The following is a 23,955-nucleotide window of genomic DNA, read 5'->3' on the forward strand; positions in this document are numbered from 1 at the left end:
TCGCTAAGGAAGGTGCCCTTCCCGGTCGGGGGCGGGGCGACCGATAGCATCGGCAGGAGCCGAGGATCGGCACCGTTTCGTACCGCTTGGAGGAGTCACCGTGTCCGCACCCCGTACCCCCGCCGTGGCCGACCCCGTCGTCGTCGCCGCCGGGACGACGGCGGCCGACGCGGTGGCCGCGGCCGGACTGCCCGCGAACGGCCCCAAGGCGATCGTCGTGGTCCGCGACCCGCAGGGCCAGCTGCGCGACCTGGACTGGACGCCGGCCGAGGAGACCGTCGTCGAGCCGGTCAGCCTGGACTCGCCCGACGGGCTCAACGTGCTGCGCCACTCCACCGCGCACGTTCTCGCCCAGGCCGTGCAGGACGTCTTCCCCGAGGCCAAGCTGGGCATCGGCCCGCCCATCGAGAACGGCTTCTACTACGACTTCGACGTCGACAAGCCGTTCCAGCCCGATGACCTCAGCAAGCTCGAGAAGCGCATGCAGGAGATCATCAAGTCCGGGCAGCGGTTCCGTCGCCGCCGGTTCGGCAGCCTGGACGAGGCGCGCTCCGAGCTGGCCGACGAGCCGTTCAAGCTGGAGTTGATCGAGGTCAAGGGCGAGGGCCTGGACACCGACGAGGTGATGGAGGTGGGCGGCGGCGAGCTGACCATCTACGACAACCTCGACAAGGAGGACAAGGTCTGCTGGTCGGACCTGTGCCGGGGCCCGCACCTGCCGACCACCCGACTGATCGGCGCGTTCAAGCTGATGCGCTCTGCCGCCGCGTACTGGCGCGGGTCGGAGAGGAACCCCCAACTCCAGCGGGTGTACGGCACCGCGTGGCCGACCCGCGACGAGCTCAAGGCGTACCTGAAGCTGTTGGAGGAGGCCGCCCGGCGCGACCACCGCAAGCTCGGCGCGGACCTCGACCTGTTCAGCTTCCCCGACGAGATCGGCTCCGGCCTGGCGGTCTTCCACCCCAAGGGGGGCATCATCCGCCGCGAGATGGAGCACTACTCGCGGCGGCGGCACGAGGAGGCGGGGTACGAGTTCGTCAACACCCCGCACATCACCAAGGCGCAGCTGTTCCAGACCTCCGGTCACCTGCCGTACTACGCGGACACCATGTTCCCGCCCATGCAGCTGGAGGGCGCGGACTACTACCTCAAGGCGATGAACTGCCCGATGCACAACCTGATCTTCAGGTCGCGCGGGCGGTCGTACCGGGAGCTGCCGCTGCGGATGTTCGAGTTCGGCACGGTCTACCGGTACGAGAAGTCCGGCGTCGTGCACGGCCTGACCCGGGTCCGTGGCCTGACCCAGGACGACTCGCACATCTACTGCACCCGTGAGCAGATGGCCGGTGAGTTGTCCACGCTGCTCAGCTTCGTGCTCGACCTGCTGCGCGACTACGGCCTGGACGACTTCTACCTGGAGCTGTCGACCCGGGACGACTCGCCCAAGTTCATCGGCGCCGACGAGGACTGGGCGGAGGCCACCGAGGCGCTGCGGACCGCCGCCGCGACCTCCGGCCTGGAGCTGGTGCCCGACCCGGGCGGCGCGGCGTTCTACGGGCCGAAGATCTCCGTGCAGGCCCGCGACGCGATCGGCCGGACCTGGCAGATGTCCACCATCCAGGTCGACTTCAACCAGCCGGAGCGGTTCGCGTTGGAGTACCAGGCCGCCGACGGCAGCCGGCAGCGGCCCGTCATGATCCACCGTGCGTTGTTCGGGTCGATCGAGCGGTTCTTCGGGGTGCTCACCGAGCACTACGCGGGCGCCTTCCCGGCCTGGCTGGCACCGGTGCAGGTGGTGGGCATCCCGATCCGCGAGGACCACACCGACTACCTGCACGGCTTCGTCGCCGCGCTGCGCGCCGAGGGCATCCGGGCCCAGGTGGACGCGGGTGACGACCGGATGCAGAAGAAGATCCGGACGGCACAGCAGCAGAAGATCCCGTTCATGGTCATCGCCGGTGACGACGACGTGGCCGCCGGCACGGTGTCGTTCCGCTACCGGGACGGCTCCCAGCGCAACGGGGTGCCGGTCGCCGAGGCGGTGACCCACGTACTGGACGTGGTCAGCTCGCGGACCAACATCGGCCCGTCCGCCGCCGCCGAGTAACGCGGACCGTGGCGCGGTCTTCGTCCGAAGGCCGCGCCGCGGGTCACCGGCCACCGTTCGGCGCGGCGGCGGTCTTTCCCGGCGACGGGGTGTCGCGGCGTGCCCACGGGGCTCCGTAGGATCGGCTCGTGACAGGGGCGGAACGGCACACGGACACCAGCGGCATGGCGGACGGCCTGGAGCGGCTCTGGACGCCGCACCGGATGACCTACATCTCCGGCGAGGACCGTCCGGCCGAGGGTTACGAGAAGCCCACCGGCTGTCCGTTCTGCCGGGGGCCGCAGCTCCCCCCGGACGAGAGTCTGGTGGTGGCCCGTGGCGAACACGTCTTCGCGGTGCTCAACCTCTACCCGTACAACCCGGGGCACCTGCTGGTCTGCCCCTACCGGCACGTCGCCGACTACACCGACCTGGACGTGCCGGAGACCACCGAGCTGGCGTCGTACACCCAGACCGCCATGCGGGTGATCCGTAAGGTCAGCAACGCCCACGGCTTCAACCTGGGCATGAACCAGGGCGGGGTGGCCGGCGCCGGCATCGCCGCGCACCTGCACCAGCACGTGGTGCCGCGCTGGGGTGGCGACGCGAACTTCATGCCGGTGATCGGCCGTACCAAGGTCCTGCCGCAGCTGCTCGGCGACACCCGCGACCTGCTCGCCCGCGCCTGGCCGTCCTGACTTCTCCGCCGTGCCTGATCTCCTGGCCGCTCTGACCGCCGGGCGCGCCGGGTCGCTCGCCCGGCGTCCGCGCCGGTCCGGCTAGTCGGCGCGCAGCAGCGGGGTCAGCTCAGGCCAGCTCTCCACCCGGTGTACGTACGGCAGCAGCGCGGCGTGTGCGGCGACCTCGGCCCTGCGGGGCCGGAACAGGAAGCGCTGCGGCACCGATTCGAGGTAGCCGAGCACCTCCAACTTGTCGTCCACGAAGTGGGTCAGGCCGAGGCGACGGGCGATCGGCGCCTTGTCCGGCCGGGTGCGGCAGAAGTGCACCCGCTCGACGGGGATGCCGGTGCGCGCCGGAAAGTCATGGTGGGCCAACCACTCCCGGGTACGCCGCTCGGTGGGCTCCCCGCACTTGGACACCAGGTGCACCTCATCGAACGCCGGGCCGAGCGCCGCGAGCGCGTCGAACGCCCCGTCGACCATCGGGGTACGCAGGTAGTGCGCGCCGAAGAAGGAGGTGTCCGCGTCCCCGTCGGCCGGTTCGATGATCACTCCGCCGATGTCCACCCCGAGCCGTCGCATAGCGGTGATCATTCCGCACAGTGACCGTCGCCGTACATCCGCGGGTCCGCCGGTGGATCTGCTACGCCGGGGCCTCCCCGAGGTGGCACGATCGGCCGATGGCAGTCACGACACGGATGTTGGGGCGCAGCGGCATCGAGGTCAGCGCCCTCGGCATGGGGTGCTGGGCGATCGGCGGGCCCTGGTCGGAGGGCACCCAACCGCTGGGCTGGGGCGCGGTCGACGACGACGAGTCGGTGCGCGCCGTACGCCGGGCGCTCGACGAGGGCATCACCCTCTTCGACACCGCCGACACGTACGGGGCCGGGCACAGTGAGCGGGTGCTCGGCCGCGCGCTCGCCGGTCGCCGCGACGAGGCCGTGATCGCCACCAAGTGGGGCTACACGTTCGACGAGGCGAGCCGACAGGCCACCGGAGAGGACGCGTCGCCCGCGTACCTGCGCAGTGCCGTGATCGCCTCGCTGCGCCGACTGGGCACCGACTGGATCGACCTCTATCAGCTGCACCTGGCCGACCTGCCGGTGCCGAGGGCGCAGGCGCTGATCGGCACCTGCGAGGACCTGGTGGCCGAGGGCCTGATCCGCGCGTACGGGTGGAGCACCGACCGCCCCGACCGGGCCGCCGCGTTCGGGCACGCCGCCGCCGGGGCCACCGCCGTGCAGCACGCGCTGTCGGTGCTGCGCGACGCCCCCGGACTGCTCGCCGTCTGCGACAAGTACGACCTGGCCAGCATCAACCGGGGTCCACTCGGGATGGGGCTGCTCACCGGCAAGTACTCGGCCGGGTCGACACTGCCCCGCGATGACGTACGCGGGTTGGCGCCGGGCTGGTTGGAGTGGTTCCGGGGCGGCCGACCGGCACCGGAGTGGCTGCGCCGGGTCAGCGCGGTCCGGGCCGCGCTCACCGCCGACGGGCGCACCCTCGCCCAGGGCGCGTTGGGCTGGATCTGGGCGCGCAGCGGTCGCACCATCCCCATTCCGGGCTGCCGCACGGTCGCCCAGGTCGTGGAGAACGCCGCCGCTCTGCGCCGGGGCCCGCTGCCAGCGGACCAGTTCGTCGAGGTGGAGCGTCAGCTCGCCGCCGTCCGCACCGCCGCCCTACGCGACGCCGACCGCCCCCACTGGCCCCGCCCCGCCCACCCCACAGTCCACCCGTAACCACCCGCCCCGCCCCATCCCGCCCCGCCCGGCCTCGCCGACCTCGCCCGTCGATCATGCAGTTGTGGTGCCTCACAAAAAGGGCATGAGGTCATGTTTCGCCCACCACAACTCCATGATCGGCCCGCGCTGGCCGCTCCAGCTCTTCCTGGTCCTGCGCTTACTGACCGGAGCGGGGGTGGAGCGGGGCAGGGGGCCGGGTCAGGGGAGTTGTTCCTTGCGGGCCTGGTCGGCCAGGTGAGCGGGCATCGGGTCGTGGCGGACGAAGTGGCGGCGGAAGGTGCCGATGCCGGCCGTCATGGAGCGCAGCTCGACGGCGTACCGGAGGAGTTCGGTGGCGGGCACTTCGGCCCGGACGAGGGTGCGGCCCTCGGTGTCCGGGTCCGGTTCGGTGCCGAGCACCCGGCCGCGTCGGCCCGACAGGTCGCCCAGGACGGTGCCCACCGAGCCGTCCGGAATCCGGATGGTGACCTCGTCGATGGGCTCCAGGAGGGCCGGCTGGCCACGCTCGGCGGCGTCGCGCAGCGCCAGCGCGCCTGCGGTCTGGAAGGCCGCGTCGGAGGAGTCGACGCTGTGCGACTTGCCGTCGACCAGGGTCACCCGCAGGTCCACCACCGGGTGGCCGGCGACCAGGCCGCGTTCGAGTTGGGCGCGGACGCCCTTCTCCACCGACGGGATGTAGTTGTGCGGCACCGCGCCACCGACGACCCGGTCGACGAACTCGAAGCCACTGCCGCGGGGGAGCGGCTCGACCTCGATGTCGCAGACCGCGTACTGGCCGTGGCCGCCGGACTGCTTGACGTGGCGGCCGTGCCCCTTCGCGGGCACGGTCAGCGTCTCGCGCAGCGACACCTTGACCGGCTCGGTGTCCAGCTCGACGCCGCCGGCGCGCAGCCGGTCGAGCACCACGTCCGCGTGCGCCTCGCCCATGCACCAGAGCACCATCTGGTGGGTTTCCGGGTTGCGCTCCAGCCGCAGCGTGGGGTCGCCGGCGACCAGCCGGGCGAGGTTGCGGGCCAATGCGTCCTCGTCGGCGCGGCTACGGGCGACGATCGCCACCGGCAGCAGCGGCTCGGGCATCTCCCAGGGGGCGATCAGCAGCGGGTCGTCCCTGGTCGAGATGGTGTCGCCGGTCTCGGCGCTACCCGACTTGGTGATCGCGCAGATGTCGCCGGCCACGCAGAGCGACACCTCCCGCAGGGTGGCGCCCAGCGGGGTGTAGATGTGCCCGACCCGCTCGTCGGCGTCGTGGTCGGGGTGCCCGCGGTCGGCCATTCCGTGACCGGAGACGTGCACGGTCTGGTCGGGGCGCAACGTGCCGGAGAAGACCCGGACCAGTGAGACCCGACCGACGTGGCGGTCGACGGTGGTCTTGACGACCTCGGCGACGAGCGGTCCGTTCGGGTCGCAGCTCAGCGGCGGACGCGGTGAGCCGTCCACGCCGGTCACCGCCGGCAGCTCGTGCTCCAGCGGTGACGGGAACGCGGCGGTCAGTACCTCCAGCAGCACGTCCAGCCCGACGCCGGTCTGGGCGCAGACCGGCACCACCGGGTAGAAGTGGCCCCGGGCGACGGCCTTCTCCAGGTCGTCGATGAGCACCTCGGTGCTGATCTCCTCGCCGTCGAGGTAGCGGTCCATGAGGGTCTCGTCCTCGCTCTCGGCGATGATCCCCTCGATCAGCTCGTTGCGGGACTCGTCGATGGCCGGCTGGTGCTCCGGGTCCGGGTCGCGGACGTCGGCGGGGAGCCCGGCGCTGTAGTCGAAGACGCGACGGGTGATCAGGCCGAGCAGACCCTCGGTGGAGACCCCGTCGTCGCCGAGCATCGGCAGGTAGAGCGGCATCACGTTGTCGCCGAAGAGGCGTTGGCAGAGCGCCACCGTCTCGTCGACGTCGGCGCGGGGCTGGTCCAGACGGGCCACCGCGACCGCGCGGGGCATGTCGACGGCGGCGCACTCCTCCCACAGCGCGACGGTGGCCGCGTCCATGCCGCCCGCGGCGGAGACCACGAAGAGGGCGGCGTCGGCGGCGCGCAGCCCGGCGCGCAGCTCGCCGACGAAGTCGGCGTACCCGGGGGTGTCCAGCAGGTTGACCTTGATGCCGTTGTGGAGCAGCGGCGCGCAGGACAGGCTGACCGAGCGCTGCTGGCGTACGGCGGCGGGGTCGTGGTCGCCGACCGTGGTGCCGTCGACCACGGTGCCGGCGCGGCCGATCGTGCCGGTCGCCGCGAGCAGGGCCTCGACCAGGGTGGTCTTGCCCGCCCCGGAGTGCCCGACGAGCACCACGTTGCGAACCTGCTCGGGCTCGGTCACCACCGGCGTGCCGCCGGTGGAACCCTTGTCGTGACTCTTCTGCGCCATGGGGCGCACCTCCCTCAGCCGGTGGTGGTGGCGACCGCCGCGCGACGGGTAGCGGCCCGGGGCGAGTGCGCGGCGTCATCCTCCGGTGGTCTGCTGCACAGCGGGAACGGGACGGGCGGACGGGTGAGCTGGCTCACCTCCCGGCTCGATCTCACACCCGTTGCCGGGTAGGCACAAGCCTCCCCCGGGCGGGTCGGCGGGACCGTCCGTATCGCCGGACCTGGGCGGACCGTTATCGTGGGGACCGCCATGGCGAAGATCTTCCAAGTGTCGGCCCGCGCGGGGATGACCCGCGTCGTCGAGCCGATTGCCCGTGCCCTCCTGCGCGCGGGCGTCACCCCCAATGCCGTCACCGTCGCGGGCACCGTTGGTGTGCTCGTCGGCGCGCTCGGCTTCGGTGCCCGCGGCCACCTGGTCGCGGGCGCGTTGATCGTCACCCTGTTCGCGCTCACCGACCTGCTCGACGGGACGATGGCCCGGATGAGCGGCGGCTCCACCAGGTTCGGGGCGTTCCTCGACTCGAGCATGGACCGGGTCGCCGACAGCGCCGTCTTCGGCGCGGTGGCGTACTGGCTGGCCACCCAGGGCAACCACTCCGGCGTGGCCGCCGCGTTGGTCTGCCTGGCCGCCGGCAGCCTGGTCTCCTACGTGAAGGCCCGCGCCGAAGGGCTCGGAATGACCTGCAACGTGGGCATCGCCGAGCGCACCGAGCGGCTGCTCATCGTCGGGGTCGGCGGAATCCTCACCGGCCTGAACGTGAAGCCGGCCCTGGAGATCGCGCTCTGGCTGCTCGCCGCCGTGTCGATCTTCACGGTGGGGCAGCGGATGACCCACGTCTACCGCCAGGCCCAGCAGCTTCAGCCGGATGGTCAGGCGTGAGTGGCGTGCCGGCGACCGGCGGCCGAGTCGCGTGAACCTCACCGAGCTGGGCTACATCGCCGGGTGGCGGGTGGTCCGCGCGCTACCCCGGCCGTTGGTGGCGGCTGCGTTCCGGGCGGGCGCGGACCGCGCCCACCGTCGCGGCGGCGGGGGTACGGCCCGACTGCGCGCGAACCTGCGCCGGGTGGTCGGCCCGGAGCTGCCCGACGCCGAGTTGGACGATCTCGTCAAGCGCGGCCTGCGCTCGTACGCCCGCTACTGGATGGAGGCGTTCCGGCTGCCGGCCCTGAGCCGGTCGCAGATCCTGTCCGGGTTCCGGCTCGACGGTGCCGAGCTGCTGGCCGCGGACGTGGCCGCGGGCCGGGGCGCGGTGGTGGCGCTGCCGCACGCCGGCAACTGGGACGCCGCGGGCGCCTGGGTGGCGGCCACCGGTTGGCCGATCACCACGGTGATGGAGCGGCTCAAGCCGGAGGGCGTGTACAAGCGTTTCCTGGCCTTCCGAGAGGTCCTCGGGATGGAGATCCTGCCGACCCACGGTGGGCCACGTCCGGCGTTCGACGTGCTGCTGGACCGGGTCCGTGCCGGTGCGGTGGTGCCGCTGCTGGCCGATCGGGACCTCTCCGCCCGAGGGGTGGAGGTGGACTTCTTCGGTGGGAAGACCCGGATGCCCGCCGGGCCGGCGTTGCTCGCGCTGCACACCGGCGCGCCGCTCTACGTGGCGTCGCTGTGGTACGAGGCGGACGCCGCCTGCGCGTCGCTGGTCGGTCCGCTGCCGGTGCCGGGGCCCGAGGTGGGGCCGTTGGACCAGCGGGTCCGGTCGCTGACCCAGCTGATCGCCGACCGTCTGGCGGCGGGTATCGCGCGGCATCCGGAAGACTGGCACATGTTGCAGCGGATGTGGTTGGACCAGGGAAAGGCGGGGGAGGGCGCGGCGCTGCCCTCGTCGGCCCCCGGCCAGGCCTGAGGAGGTGGGCTGACGCATGCGGATCGGCATCGTGTGCCCGTACTCCTTCGACGTGCCCGGTGGGGTGCAGAACCACGTGGTGGACCTCGCCGAGGCGCTGATCGCGCTGGGCCACGAGGTCAGCGTGCTCGCGCCGGCCGACGAGGATTCGCCGCTGCCGGAGTACGTGGTGTCCGCCGGTCGCGCCGTTCCGCTGCCGTACAACGGTTCGGTGGCCCGGATCGCGTTCGGCCCGGTCTCGACCGCCCGGGTGCGGCGGTGGATCACCAACGGCGACTTCGACGTGCTGCACGTGCACGAGCCGCTCACGCTGAGCCTGTCGCTGCTGGCGGTGCTCTCCGCCCGGGGCCCGGTGGTGGCCACGTTCCACACCGCGATGACCCGGTCGCGGGTCCTCGCCGCCGCGCAGGGTGTGCTCCAGATCGTGTTGGAGCGGATCACCGCCCGGATCGCGGTCAGCGCGCTGGCCCGCAAGGTGCAGGTCGAGCACATGGACGGCGGTGCGGTGGAGATCCCCAACGGGGTGGCGGTGGCCAAGTTCGCCGACGCCGAGCCGTTGCCGGGCTGGCCGGGGGAGTGCGCGGCCGGCACCGGCGGCACGCTCGGCTTCCTGGGCCGGTTCACCGAGGCGCGCAAGGGCTTCCCGGTGCTGCGCGACGCGTTCGTGGCGTTGGCTCCCACCCGACCCGGTCTGCGGTTGCTCGTCGCCGGCCCGGGTGACCCCGACGACCTGTACGACCAGTTCCCCGCCGAACTGCATGAGCGGATCACGTTCCTCGGCCTGGTCAGCGAAGCGGACAAGGCACGCATGTTGTGCAGTGTGCACCTCTACGTCGCACCGAACACCGGTGGCGAGTCGTTCGGCATGATCCTCACCGAGGCCCTCGCCGCGGGTACGACGGTGGTCGCCAGTGACCTGGACGCGTTCCGGCGGGTGCTCGACGGTGGGCGGGCCGGTCGACTCTTCCCCACCGGTGACGCGGTGGGGCTGCGTGACGTGCTGAGCGATCTGCTGGACGACCCGGACGGGCGGGCCACGCTGAGTGCCTGCGGCGATCAGGTGGTCGCGAATTTCGACTGGCCGGTGGTTGCTCGCCGCGTTCTGGAGGTATACGCAGCGGCGATCGAGGCAACCGACGGGCGGGTCATCGACCAGGAATGGGTGGGTCTGGGCTGAGCCGGGTGTGACGGATGGTGCGGTGGTGACCGGCGGGACCGGTCCGGCCGCGCCCAATCGGACGAAACGGAGCAGCACTACGATGCCGCACATGTGGTGGGTGGTGGCCGCGAGCGTGGTCGTGGGGCTGATCGCGGCGTACCTCATCTGGACCGCCGGCCGGGTCGAGCGGTTGCAGGGCCGCGCGGAGCTGGCGGCGCGGGCCCTCGACGCCCACCTGCTGCGCCGCGCGGCGGCGGCCGCGGTCCTGGCCGAGCGGCGGTTCGGCGTCGAGCTGTACGCGGCGGCCCGGATCGCCCTGGACGCCGGCCCGGACGAGCGGGAGGCGGCGGAGAACGACCTCACCCGGCAGCTGCGCGGCGTCCAGTTGGACGCGACCGACCCGGACTGCGCGGCGGTCATCGCCGCGAGTCGCCGGCTCGCGCTGTCCCGGCAGGTACACACCGACCTGGTCCGCGACGCCCGCTCGGCGCGCAGCCGGCCGCTGGTGCGCCTGTTACGGATGGGGCGGGGCCGGGAGTGGCCACGCTACTTCGACATCGACGACCCGACCCTGGCCGTCCCGGCGGACGTCCCCGCCGCCTGAGCTTCGACGGCTACCGCCTGCTCCCGGAACGGGCCCGGGGCGGCCGGTGACCACTGCCACAGTGCAGGCCACCGGGGGTCTGATTGGCTGTCGGTACGGCGTTGCACCCCGCGTAGCATTTTCGCGGCAACCCCCTCAGCACGTCCAAGGAGCGATGACCCGTGCCCGAAAACACCGTCTCGAACACCGGTACCGCCCCCGTCGTCGGCACTGCCCGCGTGAAGCGTGGCATGGCCGAGATGCTCAAGGGCGGCGTGATCATGGATGTCGTCAACGCCGAGCAAGCCAAGATCGCTGAGGATGCCGGCGCCGTCGCGGTGATGGCCCTGGAGCGGGTGCCCGCCGACATCCGCGCGCAGGGCGGGGTGTCCCGGATGAGCGACCCCGACATGATCGACGGGATCATCGAGGCGGTCTCCATCCCGGTGATGGCCAAGGCCCGCATCGGCCACTTCGTGGAGGCGCAGATCCTCCAGTCGCTCGGCGTGGACTACGTGGACGAGTCCGAGGTGCTCACCCCGGCCGACTACGCGAACCACATCGACAAGTGGGCGTTCACCGTCCCCTTCGTCTGCGGCGCGACGAACCTGGGCGAGGCGCTGCGCCGGATCACCGAGGGCGCGGCCATGATCCGCTCCAAGGGCGAGGCGGGCACCGGTGACGTCTCCAACGCCACCACCCACATGCGCAAGATCCGCCAGGAGATCCGTCGGCTCTCCTCGCTGCCGGCCGACGAGTTGTACGTCGCGGCCAAGGAGTTGCAGGCCCCGTACGAGCTGGTCAAGGAGGTCGCCGAGAGCGGCAAGCTGCCGGTGGTGCTGTTCACCGCGGGCGGGATCGCCACGCCGGCCGACGCGGCGATGATGATGCAGCTCGGCGCGGAGGGTGTCTTCGTGGGTTCCGGGATCTTCAAGGCGGGCAACCCGGCTCAGCGGGCCGCCGCGATCGTCAAGGCGACCACCTTCCACGACGACCCGGACGTGCTGGCGAAGGTCTCCCGGGGCCTCGGCGAGGCGATGGTCGGCATCAACGTCGACGAGATCCCGCAGCCGCACCGCCTGGCCGAGCGCGGTTGGTGAGCAGCACGTCGACGGTCGATGCTGACGCGGAGAGGATTGGTGTGCACGTGACGGCACCCGTGATCGGTGTGCTCGCGCTCCAGGGCGACGTTCGCGAACATGTGGCGGCGCTGGCCGCGGCGGGCGCGGACGCCCGCCCGGTCCGCCGCCCGGGAGAGCTGGACGCGGTCGACGGCCTGGTCATCCCGGGCGGCGAGTCCACCACGATCAGCAAGCTCGCCGACATCTTCGAGATGCGCGAGCCGATCGACAAGCGGATCGCCGACGGCATGCCGGTCTACGGCTCCTGCGCCGGCATGATCATGCTGGCGACCGAGGTGCTCGACGGCCGACCCGATCAGCGGGGGTTCTCCGGCATCGACATGACCGTCCGGCGCAACGCGTTCGGCCGGCAGGTCGACTCGTTCGAGGCGCCGGTGCAGGTCGCCGGGGTCCCGGGCGAGCCGTTCCACGCGGTGTTCATCCGCGCGCCCTGGGTCGAGCGGGTCGGTGCCGGGGTCCAGGTCATCGGTGTGGTGACCGGCGGTCCGGCCGCCGACCGGATCGTGGCGGTCCGACAGGGCAACCTGGTGGCCACGTCGTTCCACCCGGAGTTGACCGGTGACCTGCGGGTGCACGCGTACTTCGTGGACCTGGTCCGCGCCGCCTCCTGAACGCCGACGGCCACGGCGGGGTCCGTGCGGCCCGCCGTGGCCGGGGTTTTATGTCCCGTCTGCCCTGCTCCGTGGGTTCGGGTGGTCTGGGCGCGCGCGGTGCATGACAGCGCCCCGGGGGACGTCGGTAGGATTGCGGAGATTCGGCAGGGCCATCTGCCCGCCCGGCTTCCACCAGAGCTGACCGGCACCTCCGCGTGCGCCGGCGGGAGCGGGGCGTGAGCGGTGCGGTCGATGCAGACGGCGGGTAGCAACGGAGGTAGAAGATGTCCGGCCACTCAAAGTGGGCGACGACCAAGCACAAGAAGGCCGTCATCGACGCCAAGCGCGGCAAGATGTTCGCCAAGCTGATCAAGAACGTCGAGGTGGCCGCGCGGACCGGCGGTGGTGACCCCTCCGGCAACCCGACGCTCTTCGACGCCATCCAGAAGGCGAAGAAGAGCTCGGTGCCGAACGACAACATCGATCGCGCCGTCAAGCGCGGCTCCGGCCTGGAGGCCGGCGGCGCCGACTGGCAGACGATCATGTATGAGGGGTACGGCCCGAACGGCGTGGCCATGCTCATCGAGTGCCTCACCGACAACCGCAACCGGGCGGCGACCGAGGTACGCACCGCGCTGACCCGCAACGGCGGCTCGCTCGCCGACGCCGGCTCGGTGTCGTACATGTTCTCCCGCAAGGGCGTGGTGATCGTCCCCAAGGAGGGCACCAGCGAGGACGACGTGATGCTCGCCGTCCTGGACGCCGGCGCCGAGGAGGTCAACGACATCGGTGAGGCGTTCGAGGTCGTCTCCGAGCCGACTGACCTGATCCCGGTGCGGACGGCGCTTCAGGACGCCGGCATCGAGTACGAGTCGGCCGAGTCCTCCCTGATCCCCAGCGTCAACGTGCCGCTGGACGAAGAGGGCGCGCGCAAGATCTTCAAGCTGATCGACGTTCTGGAGGATTGCGACGACGTCCAGAACGTCTACGCCAACTTCGACGTCAGCGACGACGTGATGGCGGCGGTCGACGCCTGAGTACGCTCCGATGCCTCTCCGCCGCGATCTTGCACTTTCTGCCCCGACATAACGGGTCAAGCGCGGCATAGCGTCAACACCAAGTGCAAGATCGCGGCAGGGGGAGGGGCGGCCCGGCAGCCCGACCCCGCCTGGGCGGCGCCCCCGCTGCCCGCCGACTGGGACCTGGTGCCGCACGCCCGCTGAGCGGCGGTGCTGTCAGTCATCCGGCAGCGCGGTGACCAGGAACACCTGATCCGGGCCGCCGGTGCACGGCTCGACCAGGGCCGCGGCCGACACGCCTCGGTCGTCGTCGCGCAGGCCGACACACAGGTCGCTACGGTCGGGTCGGATGCGGTACGTGTCGGGCGTCGTTCCGGTTGACTCGAAACGGAACACCTGCTGCGGCCTGCTCGTGCTGCAGTCGTCCTCGTTCCAGGGCTCGAGCAGGTTCCGGCCGGGATCCTCCTCGCGGACGGTGAGACAGCCCTTGCCGAACACCGGATGGAACCACTTGATGAAGTACCGCCCGTCGGCCACCGGTTCCAGCGAGGTGTCGGGTGGGGTGGCCTCCGCGCAGGGCCGCTGGACCGCTATCTCCTTGGTGTACCGACCGGTGTCATCGCGGCCCTCGGTCAGGCAGAGGTGCGGGGTGCGGGCGGGGCGGATCTGGCTGCGCCCCGCCCTCGGCGTGCTCGACGACGGGGCACCGCCACCCGCCGAGGCGGTCGGATCGGGAAGTCGCGTTGCCGTTCGTTGCTCGTCGTCGCGCCGCTCGATCCAGAAGCCCACGCCGAGCGCGGCCACCACGGTGACCACGAGTAGCACCAGCGGTGCGGGCCGGGCGAACCAGCGTGGGCGGGGTGTCTCGGTACGCTCCGGGGCGGCCACGGTCGTGACTGCGTCGACCGGCGGCTGGTCCGATGCCGGCGGTGGCGGGGCGAACCGACCTGCGGCGAGGCGGTGTCGCGCCCGTAGCCACGTCTCGACCTGATCCTCCGCGCCGCAGGCCCGAACGAACGCGGCCACCACCTCGGGGCGTGGCAGTGTGGACCGGCGCAGGATGTCGGCCGCGGTGCTACGGGCCAGCACGTCACCCGCCGACGCGGCACGCTGCTCCAACTGCCGGTAGGTGAGCCCGGACCGGTCCTTGAGCTGACGCAGCATCTCGACGAACCCGGCCGGGTCGGACGCGTCGTCCGGGTGGAACTCCCCCGTGATCATCGCCCGATTCTCCAGATGCCGCGAACGCGGGAGCAAGTCGGGTCCCAGTGACTGTCCGAGATGGTCGGACAACATCCGGACATGCCGCCCTGAGCTGCCCGGACAGCGCGGCGGCGCGACCAGGGCATTGTCCTCGCTCACCGGCTTACCTAGCGTCTCTTCTCGATGGCCGCGCCGCTGACCGGCGTACGGCCGACGGGCCCGCACCGGCACTGGTGCGGGCCCGACCACATCAACCACACGGGGAGATCCGATGGATGACGCTGCCCGGAATCCGGTGCCGCAGCCGACCACGGCGGGGGAGTACGTGGCGTCGCTCAGGGAGGTGCGGCGCCAATCCGGTCTGACCTATCGGGAGCTGGCCCGGCGCGCCTCGGCGGCTGGTCACTGGCTGCCACCGAGCACCCTCGCGACGATGCTGGGGCGCACCACACTGCCCCGGGAGCGCACCGTCGTCGCGCTGCTGGCCGCCTGTGGCACCCCGGCCGTCGAGGTCGACAGGTTGCTGGAGACGCGACGGGACCTCGAGGGCCGCATCGCCGAGCGGGGCCGGGGGGAGCACGACGCGGCGCGGACCCCCGCCGACCCGTCCACGACTGTCCCGGCGAACATCCGCCCGAGCGTCGGCCCGGTCCCGCCGCGACCCGGGCCGCCCGGGCCCACCCGTCGCTGGCTTCGGCTGGCGCTGCTGACGGTGTTCGGCGTCCTGACGGTCGGGGCGTCCGGGGCACTACGACCTCTCGCCACCCCTGCCGTGGACAGTTCGCCGACCGACGGCTGCCCGGCCGTGCTGCGCCAGGGCATGTACGGCCCCTGCGTGCTGAACCTTCAGGAGCACCTGGTGGCCGACGGCCTCACCGTGCCGGTCGACGGCTGGTTCGGCCTGGACACCACCGGTCGGGTGATGGTGTTCCAGGCGTTCGGCGGCCTGCCGGTCAGTGGCGTCGCGGACGAGCGGTTGTTCGACGAGTTGGCCGGTGATCGGAAGGTACCCGCCGCCTGGTCCGAGGACCGGATCGGCAAGCACCTGCGGCGGACGTTCCCGGAGGATCCGGCCGGGGCGGTGCAGGTGGCGCGTTGCCTGTCCGGGTTGGACCCGTACCGGGTGGAGGTCGGCGAGGACGGGTCGCGGTGGTGGGGGTTGTTCCAGTTCAGCGACGTGGAGGTGTCCCGGTTCGGTGTCGACCACCGGACGGCGCTGGACCCGGGCTGGAACATCCGGGCGGCACGGGAGATCTGGTCTCGTACCGGCGACTTCGGCCACTGGAACTGCGCTCGCGCGTGATGCTCCCCGCCCGGTCCACGAACCGGACGGGGAGCATCCCCCGTCACCCCGACTGACGACTCACGGGCGCAGGCGGTTGGCGACCACGTACGCGCCCACGGAACGTCCGGTGGCGAGCCCGGCCTCGGCGTCGAACCGATAGTGCACGCCGAGGTAGAGCCGGCTCAGCGCGTTCTCCTCGGCGGCGTGGTCGAAGCCGGTCATGTGCCGGATCACGTCCACGGCGTGCGGATCGTCGGTGGTGGCGTCGAAGGCGATCGCGTCGGTGCCGAAGAATCCCTTCATCACCGCCGACCAGGCCCCCGCGAAGGTGGCGTGCCCGGAGACGTAGGCCGGGAACGCCGGCGTGTACGGCACCCCCTCGCGGGTCTGCGACAGCGGCTGCCAACCGGGGCCCTCCGCCGCCTCGATGGCGCTCACCGGCCGCCACAGGTCGATCGACGTCTGGTACTTGGCGTCCCAGGCGGCGATGGCGGCGTCGGCGAGGGAGAGGGCGACCAGGCCGAAGAGCCGGGCGTTGGACAGGATGCCGAGCTTGCGCTGCTCTGCCACGATCCGGGTGTGCGCGAAGAGTTGGCCCGGCGGTTTGTACGTGCCGCCCAGGTCGTTGGCCCAGAAGAACGCGATCTGCGTCTGGTCGGCGGTCCGTAGCGCCGACGTCCGACCGCCGTAGTCGCGGACCTCCTGCACCTGGGCGCGGTACTCCGTCTCGGTGAGCAGGTCGGCGTACCCGGTGGCGGCGGCCGGTGGACCGGGCCGGAACTGCCGGCCCGAGGTGAGTGCGAACGGGGTGACCAGCCCCCAGTTCGGGCTGACCGCCGCCTTACCGTTGGTGGGCCGCCACGAACCGGGCACACCGTCCAGTTGGTACGGCGTGTTGTTGCCGGAGCCGTCGTTGGCGCGGGCCTGGAGGTTGGCGGTGGCCGCCGCCGCGCCCACGGTGTCACCACGGGCGACCTCGGCGGCGTTCACCCCGGACGGCCGCAGGGCGACAGCGCCGGCGAGAGCCTGAGAGTAGGACTGACCCTGGCCGCCGTACAGGGCGGTCAGCACGTCGTACGCGGCACGGTCGATGGCCGCGTGCAGGGACGGTGCCACGACGTTGTCCATGGTGCCCGGGTAACTGACCGGCACCCGTACCCGATAGGGGTTGCCCACTCCGGTGACCGAGACGGCGGCGTCGTGCATCGCCGCGTGCAGGATGGCCGCCTCCCGCGACGAGGTCGTGGGTGGCAGGTCCAGCGCCCGGTAGGTGGCCAGCAGGACACCGTTCCAGTACAGGATCGGGTCGGTGGCCGGGTCCACGGCCAGCGGGGTCAGCGAGATGTTGTCCAACCGGACCGTCGAGGCGGCCTGGCCCCCGAAGTGGAACAGCAGCACCGCCTTCGGGTCACCGAACGGGGACACGAAGTCGAAGGTGAACCGACGCGTCGTGGGCGTCAGCGCGACGCTCTGGTCGACGGCCGAGGTGAAGGGCGTGTCCACCTGGGAGACCGAGACGCGCACGGAACGGTTGACGTCGGCGGAGGCGTCGAACTGCAACCGGTACGGCTGTGCGGCCGTCACCCCGAACTCGAAGTGACCGACCAGGTCTTCCCAGACCGGTTTGCCGACCGTGGAGCTGGTGCGGACGCGCAGTTGACCGGTGTTGACCGTGGTGCTGGTCGAGGCGAGCCGGGTCCACCAGGGCTGGGTGCTGCCGCTGTCGAACGTGCCGTTGAGGATGAGGTTGCCCGCGGCGGCGGCGGCCGGCGATGGGCGGACGAGGGCGGCGAGGGTGCTGGCGAGGGCGACCGCGAGCAGCATGCTGAGCAGACCGCGGAGTTGCCGTGCGTTGATCGGTGGGGACATTGAGAGCCTTTCCGGTCCGGAAACCGGCGACGACCAGGTCGCCGCCGTGAGGATCGGCTCACCGTAGGAGCGTTCGCGCTGTTCACGGCCTCCGAACAATGCTCGGAACGGTGCCGTACGGCAGCGGGCGTCGGCGTCCGTCCGGACACCGACGCCCGCGCGGGCGGATCGTCGTGCTCAGCCGATCGTCTCCCGCTCCCGCCAGGCGGTCCGCAGCGAGGTCCGGCCGTTGGTGCGCAGGAGCGACCCCTCGTACACCCGGGCCCCGGCGAGGACGAACGCGCCGGCGGTGAGCACCAGGACGACCAGCGAGACGATCGGCTCCCATCCGGCCGCGTCGCCGGTGAACAGCCGCAGCGGCATGGCCGTGGGCGACGAGAACGGCAGGTAGGACAGCACTCGCATCGCGGTGGCGTTGTCGTTCAGGAAGATCACCGCGAAGAACGGGATCATGACGGCGAGCTGCACCGGCGTCGAGACGGCGGCGATGTCCTCCTGCCGGTTGGCCAGCGCACCGGCCGCCGCCCACATCGCGGCGAGCAGCACGAAGCCGATCAGGAAGAACGGCACGAACCAGCCGATCGCCGGGGCGAGCAGGGTGAGCAGACCTCCACTGTCGCCGATCTGCAACCCGACCACCGCCACCACCGCGATCAGGGCGATCTGCGCGAACGCCAGGATGGCCCCGGCCACCACCTTCCCGGCCAGCAGGGCCCGGACCGGTACGGCGGCGACCAGGATCTCCACGATGCGGGTCTGCTTCTCCTCGATGACGCTCTGCGCGATCTGCACGCCGAACGTCTGCGAGGTGAGGAAGAAGACGAACGCGAAGACGAACGGCACCAGGAACGCCACCACCGGATCGACCGCGTCCGGGTCGAGCAGGCGTACCGTCGGCTGGCTGCTCAACGCGTTCACCACGTCGTCGGGGGCGTCATCCATGGCCAGGACGGCCGGACCGGTGACCACCGCGGCGTCCACGTCGTCGTCGCGGACGGCCTGCTCGGCGGCCCGGTCGTCGGGGACGACCCGGACCTCCAGCCCGGCGTCGCGCAGCGGCGCGGCCAAGCTCTCGGTGACCGCCACAGTGGACGGCCCGCCGGCGAACAGCGGGGGCAGGATGGTGCCGGCCGCGGCGATCAACAGGAAGAACAGCGTGCCGAACAGGAAGGTGCGGTCGCGGAGCTTGACCCGGATCTCGCGTTCGGCGACCAGCTGGGTGGCCTGGGTGACGTTCACTGGGTGACCTCTCGAAAGATCTCGGTGAGCGAGGGGCTGATCGGGCGGAAGGCGCGGACCGGGCCGCGCGCGAGGGCCGCCTGCAACACGGGCTGTTCGTCGGCGCCGGCCGGCAGGTCGAAGACGACCCGCGCGCCGTCCAGTTCGACCACTGTCACCCCGGGGTGGTCGCGGACCCAACCGGCGTCGTGCTCCACGACCAGCTCGAAGCGGGGCATGGTGTACGAGTCGCGTAGCTGCTGCCGGCTGCCGGCGGCCCGGATCACCCCGTCGCCGATGATCACCAGGTCGTCGCAGAGGCGTTCCACGACGTCGAGCTGGTGACTGGAGAAGAGGACCGGTACGCCGGCCGCGGCCCGTTCCCGCAGCACGGCCACGACGGTCTCCACGGCCAGCGGGTCGAGGCCGGAGAACGGTTCGTCGAGCACCAGCACCTCGGGGTCGTGCACCAGCGCGGCGGCGATCTGGGCGCGCTGCTGGTTGCCCAGCGACAGCGTCTCCAGCAGGTCGTCGCCGCGCTCACCGAGCCCGACCCGGTCCAGCAGCGCGTCGGTGGAGCGCCGGGCGGCGGCGGCGTCCAACCCGTGCAACCGGCCCAGGTAGGTCACCTGCTCGCGGGTGGTCATCTTGGGGTAGAGGCCCCGCTCCTCCGGCATGTAGCCGAAGCGCCGACGGTCCTGCCGGGTCAGCGCCGTGCCGCCCCAGCTCACCTCGCCGGCATCGGGGGCGAGGACACCCAGGATGATCCGCATGGTGGTGGTCTTGCCGGCGCCGTTGGCGCCGACGAAACCGGTCATCCGACCCGCGGACACCTCGAAGGACACGTTCCTGAGCACCTGACGGTCGCCGAAGCTGCGGTCGACGCCGTCGAGGCGAAGCGTTCTGGTCACGCATCCACGCTAGATCGAATGCGGTGGCACGCCGTCCGTCCGACGGTTGAACGGGTGGGTCCACCGCGCGACGGACGCCGGTCACCCGCCGGGGCGGACCACCCCGTTCTCGTACGCGAACACCACGGCCTGCACCCGGTCGCGCAGGTCGAGTTTGGCCAGTACGCGACTCACGTGCGTCTTCACGGTCGCCTCGCCGAGGTGGATGGCTGTGGCGATCTCCGCGTTGCTCGCGCCGGCGGCGAGCAGCATCAGCACCTCCCGTTCGCGCGGGGTCAGCTCGGCCAGCGCGGCCTCGGCGTCCGGACCCCGGTGTGCGGTGCCGGTCGGGTCGCCGGGACGGGCGAACGTGGAGATCACCCGGCGGGTGATCTCCGGGGCGAGGAGACCGTCGCCCCTGGCCAGCACCCGGATCGCCTCGACCAGCTCCTCCGGCGTGCCGTTCTTGAGCAGGAAGCCACTGGCTCCGGCCCGCAGCGCGGCGAAGAGGTAGTCGTCGCGGTCGAAGGTCGTGAGGATCAGCACCGCGGGCGCGCCGGGGCCGTCGGCGACGATCTGCCGGGTGGCCTCCAGGCCGTTCATCCCGGGCATCTCCACATCCATGAGTACGACGTCGGGCCGGGTGGCCCGGGTCATGGTGACGGCCCGCTCGCCGTCGGCGGCCTCACCGACCACCTCGATGTCGTCCTCCACCTCCAGGATGACCCGGAAGCCGGTACGGACGAGGTGCTGGTCGTCGGCGAGCAGCACCCGGACCATCGGGCCCGCGTCCGACACGTGCGGGGCTGACGCGCTCATGCCGACAGCTCCGCGCCGGCTGCCACCGCTCGCCCGTCGACCGGCTCCCGCTGCGGCTCGACCGGCGGGTCCGCCGGGGCCGCCAGCGGGAATCGGGCGCGTACCCGCCAGCCACCGCCGGCGCGCGGCCCGGCCTCCAGGTCGCCGTCGTGGGCGGTGACCCGTTCGCGCATCCCGATCAGGCCCAACCCGGCGGCGTTCGCCCGGCCACCGCCGCGTCCGTCGTCGGTCACGTCGACCTCCACGTCGTGGGCCAGGTAACGGACCCGCACGTCCAACAGGTTTGCTCCGGCGTGCTTCAGGGTGTTGGTGACCGCCTCCTGGGTCACCCGGTAGGCCGCCTGCGAGACCGACTCGGGCAACGCGACAGCGTCGCCGTACACGCCGAGGGTTGCCGTCAGGCCCGCGGCTCGGGCCCGCTCGACCAGCTCGCCAATGCGTTCGACGCCGCCGGTCGCCGGCGGTTCGGCGTCGGCGCTGGCGGAGGCCCGCAGCACGCCGAGCATCCGACGCAGCTCGTCGACGGCGGTGCGGGCGCTCTGTTCGATGGCGGTGAGGGCCGTGCGGGCCTTGCCCTGGTCGCGGTCGAACACCCGGCGGCAGGCGGACGCCTGCACGCCCATCACCGACACGTGGTGGGCGACCACGTCGTGCAGCTCCCGGGCGATCCGGACCCGTTCGCCGAGCACCGCCCGTTCCCGGGCCTCGGTCTGTGACCGGCGCAGCTCCTCAGCCTGCTCGCGTAGCTCGTGTTCGCGCCGTGCGGCCACCCAGGCCGTCTCTCCGAAGAAGTACGCGAACCCGAAGAACAACCCGTTGAGCAGCACGCCGGTGACCATCGCGGCGAGCACCGGCGGCACCGGCCCGGCCGCGTCGGCGAAGGCGTCGGGCGGGATGTGCTCGATCGACGCCGTGTAGGAGATGCCCAGCCAGGCGAACATCGTGACGATCACGCCGATCCGGAGGCGCCGGGCGAGCTGACGGTGCCTGCCCCAGGCGCCGACCGTGTAGAGGGCGCCGAACAGCGCGCCCGAGGAGAGTTGGGTCTCCGGGGCCGAGCGTGCCTGCGCGGCGATGAACGCCACCGCGACGATCAGCAGGGTGGCGGTCGGCCAGCGCCGCCGCCCGACCAGCGGCAGGGTCACGGCGACGGTCCAGAACAGCTGTTCCAGCCCGGACGGCGGGGATCCCAGCAGGAACAATCCGGCGCTGCGGGTCAGGGTGAGGCTGACCACCGCCAGCCCGGTCACCGCCAGCCCGATCCACAGGTCGTTTCGGCGCTGTTGCGCCGTCGGACCCGGGCGGCGCCATTCCTCTCGCGGTGCCACAGTCATCCCGGAACGATGCCACGCCGCCACCAGGGCCGTCGACCGGGCGGGCCAGTGTCGGTCCGGTGGACGGGCGGCGGCCCGGCGCGGGGTACGCGCCGGGCCGCCGCCTCGGGTGTCGCTCACGCCGTCTGGCGTCGAGTCTTGATCGCGGTGTCGATCAGGTCCCAGACCGCGACCACAGCCGCGCCCACCGCGATGGCCAGGCCGAGGACGTCCCGGTTGTCCGCCTCCGCCACCCAGCTCAGGCGCTCGCCCAGGGCCGGGTTGAGCAGGCGGTCGGAGAGCGCCAGCCACGCCAGCGGCACCGCGAACGCCAGGTTGAGCAGCGCCCTGATGCCGAACAGCGGCCAGGTCCAGCGCCCGATCCGGTACTTGACGATCTCGAACACCATGGTGGTGGCGAGCACGACGATCAGCGCCGGCAGCCAGAACGACCACAGCGCCGGGTCGAGGATCGGAATGTTCTCGCCGTCGGTGCCGCGTACCCAGGACTGGTAGTGCTGGAACGGCAGGTACGCGATGGTCAGCGCCAGCATGATCACGGATGCGATGGTGTCGGCGAGGGGGATGCCCCGTCGCACCGGTGCGTCAGGCAGTTGGTCGACTGTCCACTCCGGCAGGTCCACGGTCGCCTGGGAGCGTTCGATGATGGCGAAGGTCAGGGTGAGCCAGAAGGTGATCTGCACGGCCACCTGCATGGCCACGACGATGCCGGGCCCGATGGCACCGAAGCCCTTTCCTGCGGCGGCCTCGACGATTGTGAAGATCGTGCCGACGAGCGCCGGGATGAAGCTGAGCAGCAGCTTCAGCAGCCGCAGCCAGATCAGGTAGTAGGTCGGGCCGATGAGTTGCAGCCGGCGGTCGGCGTACCGGGCGGCCAGCACGTCGGGGTTGCCCAACTCGGTGAGCACCTCGCGCTCGGCGGTGGCGGTGTCCTGGCCGCCGTCGGTCCGAGCCTCGATCATGTCGTCGATGGAGGCGCGCAGCTCGCTGGCGATCTCGTCGCGGCGCTGGGTGGGCACCGATCGCAGGGTGGCGGCGAGGTAACGCTCGGTCAGGGTGTTCATCGGTCCACTCCTTGGATCAGCCCGGTGATGGAGGTCTGCACGGCGGCGAGGTCGTCGAGCAGGCGGCTCAGCATCGACTCGCCCTCGTCGCTGGTCCGGTAGAACTTGCGCGGTCGGCTCTCCTCGGTGTTCCACTCGCTGGTCAGCAGGCCCTGGTCCTCCAGGCGGCGCAGCAGTGGGTAGAGCGTGTTGGCGTCGACCGGGAAGCCGTGGCCGGTGAGCCGTTGCAGCAGTGCGTAGCCGTAATCCGGTCGGCGGAGCGCGACCAGGCTGGCCACCACGACGGTGCCTCGACGCAACTCCTGTAGGTGCGTCCGTAGAACGTCCTCGCTAACCATGTGTCACACCATACTGTGTGGCACACACTGTTGTCTAGACCGACATCATCGTGTCCGCCCAACCTTCGCTGCGGCCGGTACGACGTGCGGGGCGCCCGGTCGACACCGGACGCCCCGCACCTGGGCCGATCAGCAGGCCACGCCCTGCCGGAAGTTCCGCTCGACGAAGCTGGCCGGGCCGACCTGGAAATAGCCCACCCCGGGCCGGATCGGGTGCCCGGTGAACAGCTCCACCCGCGACCCGATCCGAACCAGGTACGCCTCGGCGTCCCCCGCGTCGTTGCGGATCAGCGACCCCCGCCAGCCGTAGGTCGCCTCCAACTCGGCGAAGGACATGCCGACCGCCGCGCCGGCCGGAGATCGCGGCGGCGCGGTGGCCGTACCGACCTCCACCAGCCGCCCGTCCCGGAAGGCCAGCAGGATTACGCCGGCCCAGGCGCCGGTCGCGCCGGCGTGCACCACACCGTCGCAGCCCGGCGCGGTCCAGTCGATGTGCCCGTTCGTGGTGAGCGCCGCCAGGCTGGCGCCGATGCGGTACACGCCGGCACCGCCGACACTGAGCACCTGCGGGTGGCTGTGCCCGACGGCGACGGCGGGGCCGCGCGCCGAGGCGGACGCCACGCCGCCGGCCGGGGGTGCCGCCGCCGCCGGGCCGGCGACGGTGGCCGGGACGAGCGTGCCGAGCGCCAACGCGGCGGTGGTGAGGAGGATCGACTGACGGTTCATGGTGGCT

General features: G+C 71.8%; 22 protein-coding genes. 11 read left to right on the plus strand and 11 right to left on the minus strand.

Annotated elements, in window-relative coordinates:
* The first annotated feature begins 100 nt into the window (after nt 1-100).
* Both thrS and EV382_RS03800 read left to right on the plus strand, forming a co-directional pair.
* The gene (gene thrS, locus EV382_RS03795) at nt 101-2,107 is read left to right on the plus strand and encodes a threonine--tRNA ligase (RefSeq protein ID WP_130400256.1); all 2,007 of its coding nucleotides are present in this window, start codon (nt 101-103) and stop codon (nt 2,105-2,107) included.
* A gap of 164 nt (nt 2,108-2,271) precedes the next feature.
* Nucleotides 2,272-2,784: an HIT family protein gene (locus EV382_RS03800; RefSeq protein WP_208758557.1), complete on the plus strand. Its 513-nt coding sequence runs from the start codon at nt 2,272-2,274 to the stop codon at nt 2,782-2,784.
* An 81-nt stretch (nt 2,785-2,865) separates the two neighbouring features.
* Here the strand turns inward: EV382_RS03800 and EV382_RS03805 are convergent, their stop codons facing one another.
* Nucleotides 2,866-3,348, minus strand: a complete 483-nt coding sequence (locus EV382_RS03805; RefSeq protein ID WP_244236527.1) for a hypothetical protein — start codon at nt 3,346-3,348, stop codon at nt 2,866-2,868.
* Between the two features lie 98 nt (nt 3,349-3,446).
* Here EV382_RS03805 and EV382_RS03810 point away from each other — a divergent pair, with 98 nt between their 5' ends.
* A complete protein-coding gene (locus EV382_RS03810; RefSeq protein WP_130400259.1) occupies nt 3,447-4,505 on the plus strand; it encodes an aldo/keto reductase in 1,059 nt (352 codons plus the stop codon).
* Between the two features lie 201 nt (nt 4,506-4,706).
* On the opposite strand, the gene EV382_RS03815 is transcribed toward EV382_RS03810, so the two are convergent.
* Nucleotides 4,707-6,863: an elongation factor G-like protein EF-G2 gene (locus EV382_RS03815; protein ID WP_130400260.1), complete on the minus strand. Its 2,157-nt coding sequence runs from the start codon at nt 6,861-6,863 to the stop codon at nt 4,707-4,709.
* Between the two features lie 249 nt (nt 6,864-7,112).
* On the opposite strand from EV382_RS03815, the gene pgsA reads away from it, so the two are divergent.
* The 7 genes from pgsA (at nt 7,113) to EV382_RS03850 (ending at nt 13,220) form a co-directional block, all read left to right on the plus strand.
* Entirely contained in the window at nt 7,113-7,742 is a 630-nt protein-coding gene (gene pgsA, locus EV382_RS03820) for a phosphatidylinositol phosphate synthase (RefSeq protein ID WP_130400261.1), read from the plus strand.
* Between the two features lie 31 nt (nt 7,743-7,773).
* Nucleotides 7,774-8,706, plus strand: coding sequence for a phosphatidylinositol mannoside acyltransferase (locus EV382_RS03825; protein WP_130408408.1), 933 nt, complete (start codon nt 7,774-7,776; stop codon nt 8,704-8,706).
* A gap of 16 nt (nt 8,707-8,722) precedes the next feature.
* Nucleotides 8,723-9,883 (plus strand): glycosyltransferase family 4 protein, encoded by a 1,161-nt coding sequence (locus EV382_RS03830; protein WP_130400262.1) that lies wholly within the window; start codon nt 8,723-8,725, stop codon nt 9,881-9,883.
* Between the two features lie 82 nt (nt 9,884-9,965).
* Nucleotides 9,966-10,469: a hypothetical protein gene (locus EV382_RS03835; protein ID WP_130400263.1), complete on the plus strand. Its 504-nt coding sequence runs from the start codon at nt 9,966-9,968 to the stop codon at nt 10,467-10,469.
* A 161-nt stretch (nt 10,470-10,630) separates the two neighbouring features.
* The gene (pdxS, locus tag EV382_RS03840; RefSeq protein ID WP_124771630.1) at nt 10,631-11,548 is read left to right on the plus strand and encodes a pyridoxal 5'-phosphate synthase lyase subunit PdxS; all 918 of its coding nucleotides are present in this window, start codon (nt 10,631-10,633) and stop codon (nt 11,546-11,548) included.
* Between the two features lie 47 nt (nt 11,549-11,595).
* Nucleotides 11,596-12,201 carry a pyridoxal 5'-phosphate synthase glutaminase subunit PdxT gene (pdxT, locus tag EV382_RS03845; RefSeq protein WP_130400264.1) on the plus strand — a complete coding sequence of 202 codons (606 nt, stop codon included), beginning with the start codon at nt 11,596-11,598 and terminating at the stop codon, nt 12,199-12,201.
* A gap of 266 nt (nt 12,202-12,467) precedes the next feature.
* The gene (locus tag EV382_RS03850) at nt 12,468-13,220 is read left to right on the plus strand and encodes a YebC/PmpR family DNA-binding transcriptional regulator (protein ID WP_130400265.1); all 753 of its coding nucleotides are present in this window, start codon (nt 12,468-12,470) and stop codon (nt 13,218-13,220) included.
* Nucleotides 13,221-13,418: 198 nt separating this feature from the next.
* On the opposite strand, the gene EV382_RS03855 is transcribed toward EV382_RS03850, so the two are convergent.
* Nucleotides 13,419-14,423: a helix-turn-helix domain-containing protein gene (locus EV382_RS03855; protein ID WP_130400266.1), complete on the minus strand. Its 1,005-nt coding sequence runs from the start codon at nt 14,421-14,423 to the stop codon at nt 13,419-13,421.
* A gap of 253 nt (nt 14,424-14,676) precedes the next feature.
* On the opposite strand from EV382_RS03855, the gene EV382_RS03860 reads away from it, so the two are divergent.
* Nucleotides 14,677-15,708 carry a helix-turn-helix domain-containing protein gene (locus EV382_RS03860; protein ID WP_130400267.1) on the plus strand — a complete coding sequence of 344 codons (1,032 nt, stop codon included), beginning with the start codon at nt 14,677-14,679 and terminating at the stop codon, nt 15,706-15,708.
* A gap of 60 nt (nt 15,709-15,768) precedes the next feature.
* Here EV382_RS03860 and EV382_RS03865 read toward each other — a convergent pair whose 3' ends face one another.
* From EV382_RS03865 to EV382_RS03900, 8 genes are all read right to left on the minus strand, one after another.
* Nucleotides 15,769-17,559, minus strand: coding sequence for a carbohydrate binding domain-containing protein (locus EV382_RS03865; protein ID WP_130400268.1), 1,791 nt, complete (start codon nt 17,557-17,559; stop codon nt 15,769-15,771).
* A gap of 177 nt (nt 17,560-17,736) precedes the next feature.
* Entirely contained in the window at nt 17,737-18,798 is a 1,062-nt protein-coding gene (locus tag EV382_RS03870) for an ABC transporter permease (RefSeq protein WP_130400269.1), read from the minus strand.
* On the minus strand, nt 18,795-19,688 hold the full coding sequence (locus EV382_RS03875; protein ID WP_130400270.1) for an ABC transporter ATP-binding protein: 894 nt from the start codon (nt 19,686-19,688) through the stop codon (nt 18,795-18,797). The genes EV382_RS03870 and EV382_RS03875 overlap by 4 nt, the downstream gene beginning before the upstream one ends.
* An 81-nt stretch (nt 19,689-19,769) precedes the next feature.
* Complete coding sequence (locus EV382_RS03880; protein ID WP_244236528.1) at nt 19,770-20,486, minus strand: response regulator; 717 nt, start codon at nt 20,484-20,486, stop codon at nt 19,770-19,772.
* A complete protein-coding gene (locus EV382_RS03885; protein ID WP_130408412.1) occupies nt 20,483-21,820 on the minus strand; it encodes a sensor histidine kinase in 1,338 nt (445 codons plus the stop codon). The genes EV382_RS03880 and EV382_RS03885 overlap by 4 nt, the downstream gene beginning before the upstream one ends.
* Nucleotides 21,821-21,936: 116 nt before the next feature.
* Nucleotides 21,937-22,884: a permease prefix domain 1-containing protein gene (locus tag EV382_RS03890; RefSeq protein WP_130400271.1), complete on the minus strand. Its 948-nt coding sequence runs from the start codon at nt 22,882-22,884 to the stop codon at nt 21,937-21,939.
* Nucleotides 22,881-23,222, minus strand: coding sequence for a PadR family transcriptional regulator (locus EV382_RS03895; protein WP_130400272.1), 342 nt, complete (start codon nt 23,220-23,222; stop codon nt 22,881-22,883). The genes EV382_RS03890 and EV382_RS03895 overlap by 4 nt, the downstream gene beginning before the upstream one ends.
* A 129-nt stretch (nt 23,223-23,351) precedes the next feature.
* Complete coding sequence (locus EV382_RS03900; RefSeq protein ID WP_130400273.1) at nt 23,352-23,948, minus strand: hypothetical protein; 597 nt, start codon at nt 23,946-23,948, stop codon at nt 23,352-23,354.
* Nucleotides 23,949-23,955 lie beyond the last annotated feature (7 nt).

Source organism: Micromonospora violae (genome assembly GCF_004217135.1).
Classification (GTDB): domain Bacteria; phylum Actinomycetota; class Actinomycetes; order Mycobacteriales; family Micromonosporaceae; genus Micromonospora; species Micromonospora violae.

Bases quoted from the DNA above. Each gene is read 5' to 3' on its own strand.
- EV382_RS03835 (WP_130400263.1), top strand. From the start codon at position 9,966: ATGCCGCACATGTGGTGGGTGGTGGCCGCGAGCGTGGTCGTGGGGCTG.
- EV382_RS03890 (WP_130400271.1), bottom strand. From the start codon at position 22,884: ATGAACACCCTGACCGAGCGTTACCTCGCCGCCACCCTGCGATCGGTG.
- EV382_RS03900 (WP_130400273.1), bottom strand. From the start codon at position 23,948: ATGAACCGTCAGTCGATCCTCCTCACCACCGCCGCGTTGGCGCTCGGC.
- EV382_RS03880 (WP_244236528.1), bottom strand. From the start codon at position 20,486: ATGAGCGCGTCAGCCCCGCACGTGTCGGACGCGGGCCCGATGGTCCGG.
- EV382_RS03815 (WP_130400260.1), bottom strand. From the start codon at position 6,863: ATGGCGCAGAAGAGTCACGACAAGGGTTCCACCGGCGGCACGCCGGTG.
- EV382_RS03860 (WP_130400267.1), top strand. From the start codon at position 14,677: ATGGATGACGCTGCCCGGAATCCGGTGCCGCAGCCGACCACGGCGGGG.
- EV382_RS03885 (WP_130408412.1), bottom strand. From the start codon at position 21,820: ATGACTGTGGCACCGCGAGAGGAATGGCGCCGCCCGGGTCCGACGGCG.
- EV382_RS03810 (WP_130400259.1), top strand. From the start codon at position 3,447: ATGGCAGTCACGACACGGATGTTGGGGCGCAGCGGCATCGAGGTCAGC.
- EV382_RS03805 (WP_244236527.1), bottom strand. From the start codon at position 3,348: ATGCGACGGCTCGGGGTGGACATCGGCGGAGTGATCATCGAACCGGCC.
- EV382_RS03800 (WP_208758557.1), top strand. From the start codon at position 2,272: ATGGCGGACGGCCTGGAGCGGCTCTGGACGCCGCACCGGATGACCTAC.
- EV382_RS03865 (WP_130400268.1), bottom strand. From the start codon at position 17,559: ATGTCCCCACCGATCAACGCACGGCAACTCCGCGGTCTGCTCAGCATG.
- EV382_RS03830 (WP_130400262.1), top strand. From the start codon at position 8,723: ATGCGGATCGGCATCGTGTGCCCGTACTCCTTCGACGTGCCCGGTGGG.
- pgsA (WP_130400261.1), top strand. From the start codon at position 7,113: ATGGCGAAGATCTTCCAAGTGTCGGCCCGCGCGGGGATGACCCGCGTC.
- EV382_RS03855 (WP_130400266.1), bottom strand. From the start codon at position 14,423: ATGATCACGGGGGAGTTCCACCCGGACGACGCGTCCGACCCGGCCGGG.
- EV382_RS03895 (WP_130400272.1), bottom strand. From the start codon at position 23,222: ATGGTTAGCGAGGACGTTCTACGGACGCACCTACAGGAGTTGCGTCGA.
- EV382_RS03850 (WP_130400265.1), top strand. From the start codon at position 12,468: ATGTCCGGCCACTCAAAGTGGGCGACGACCAAGCACAAGAAGGCCGTC.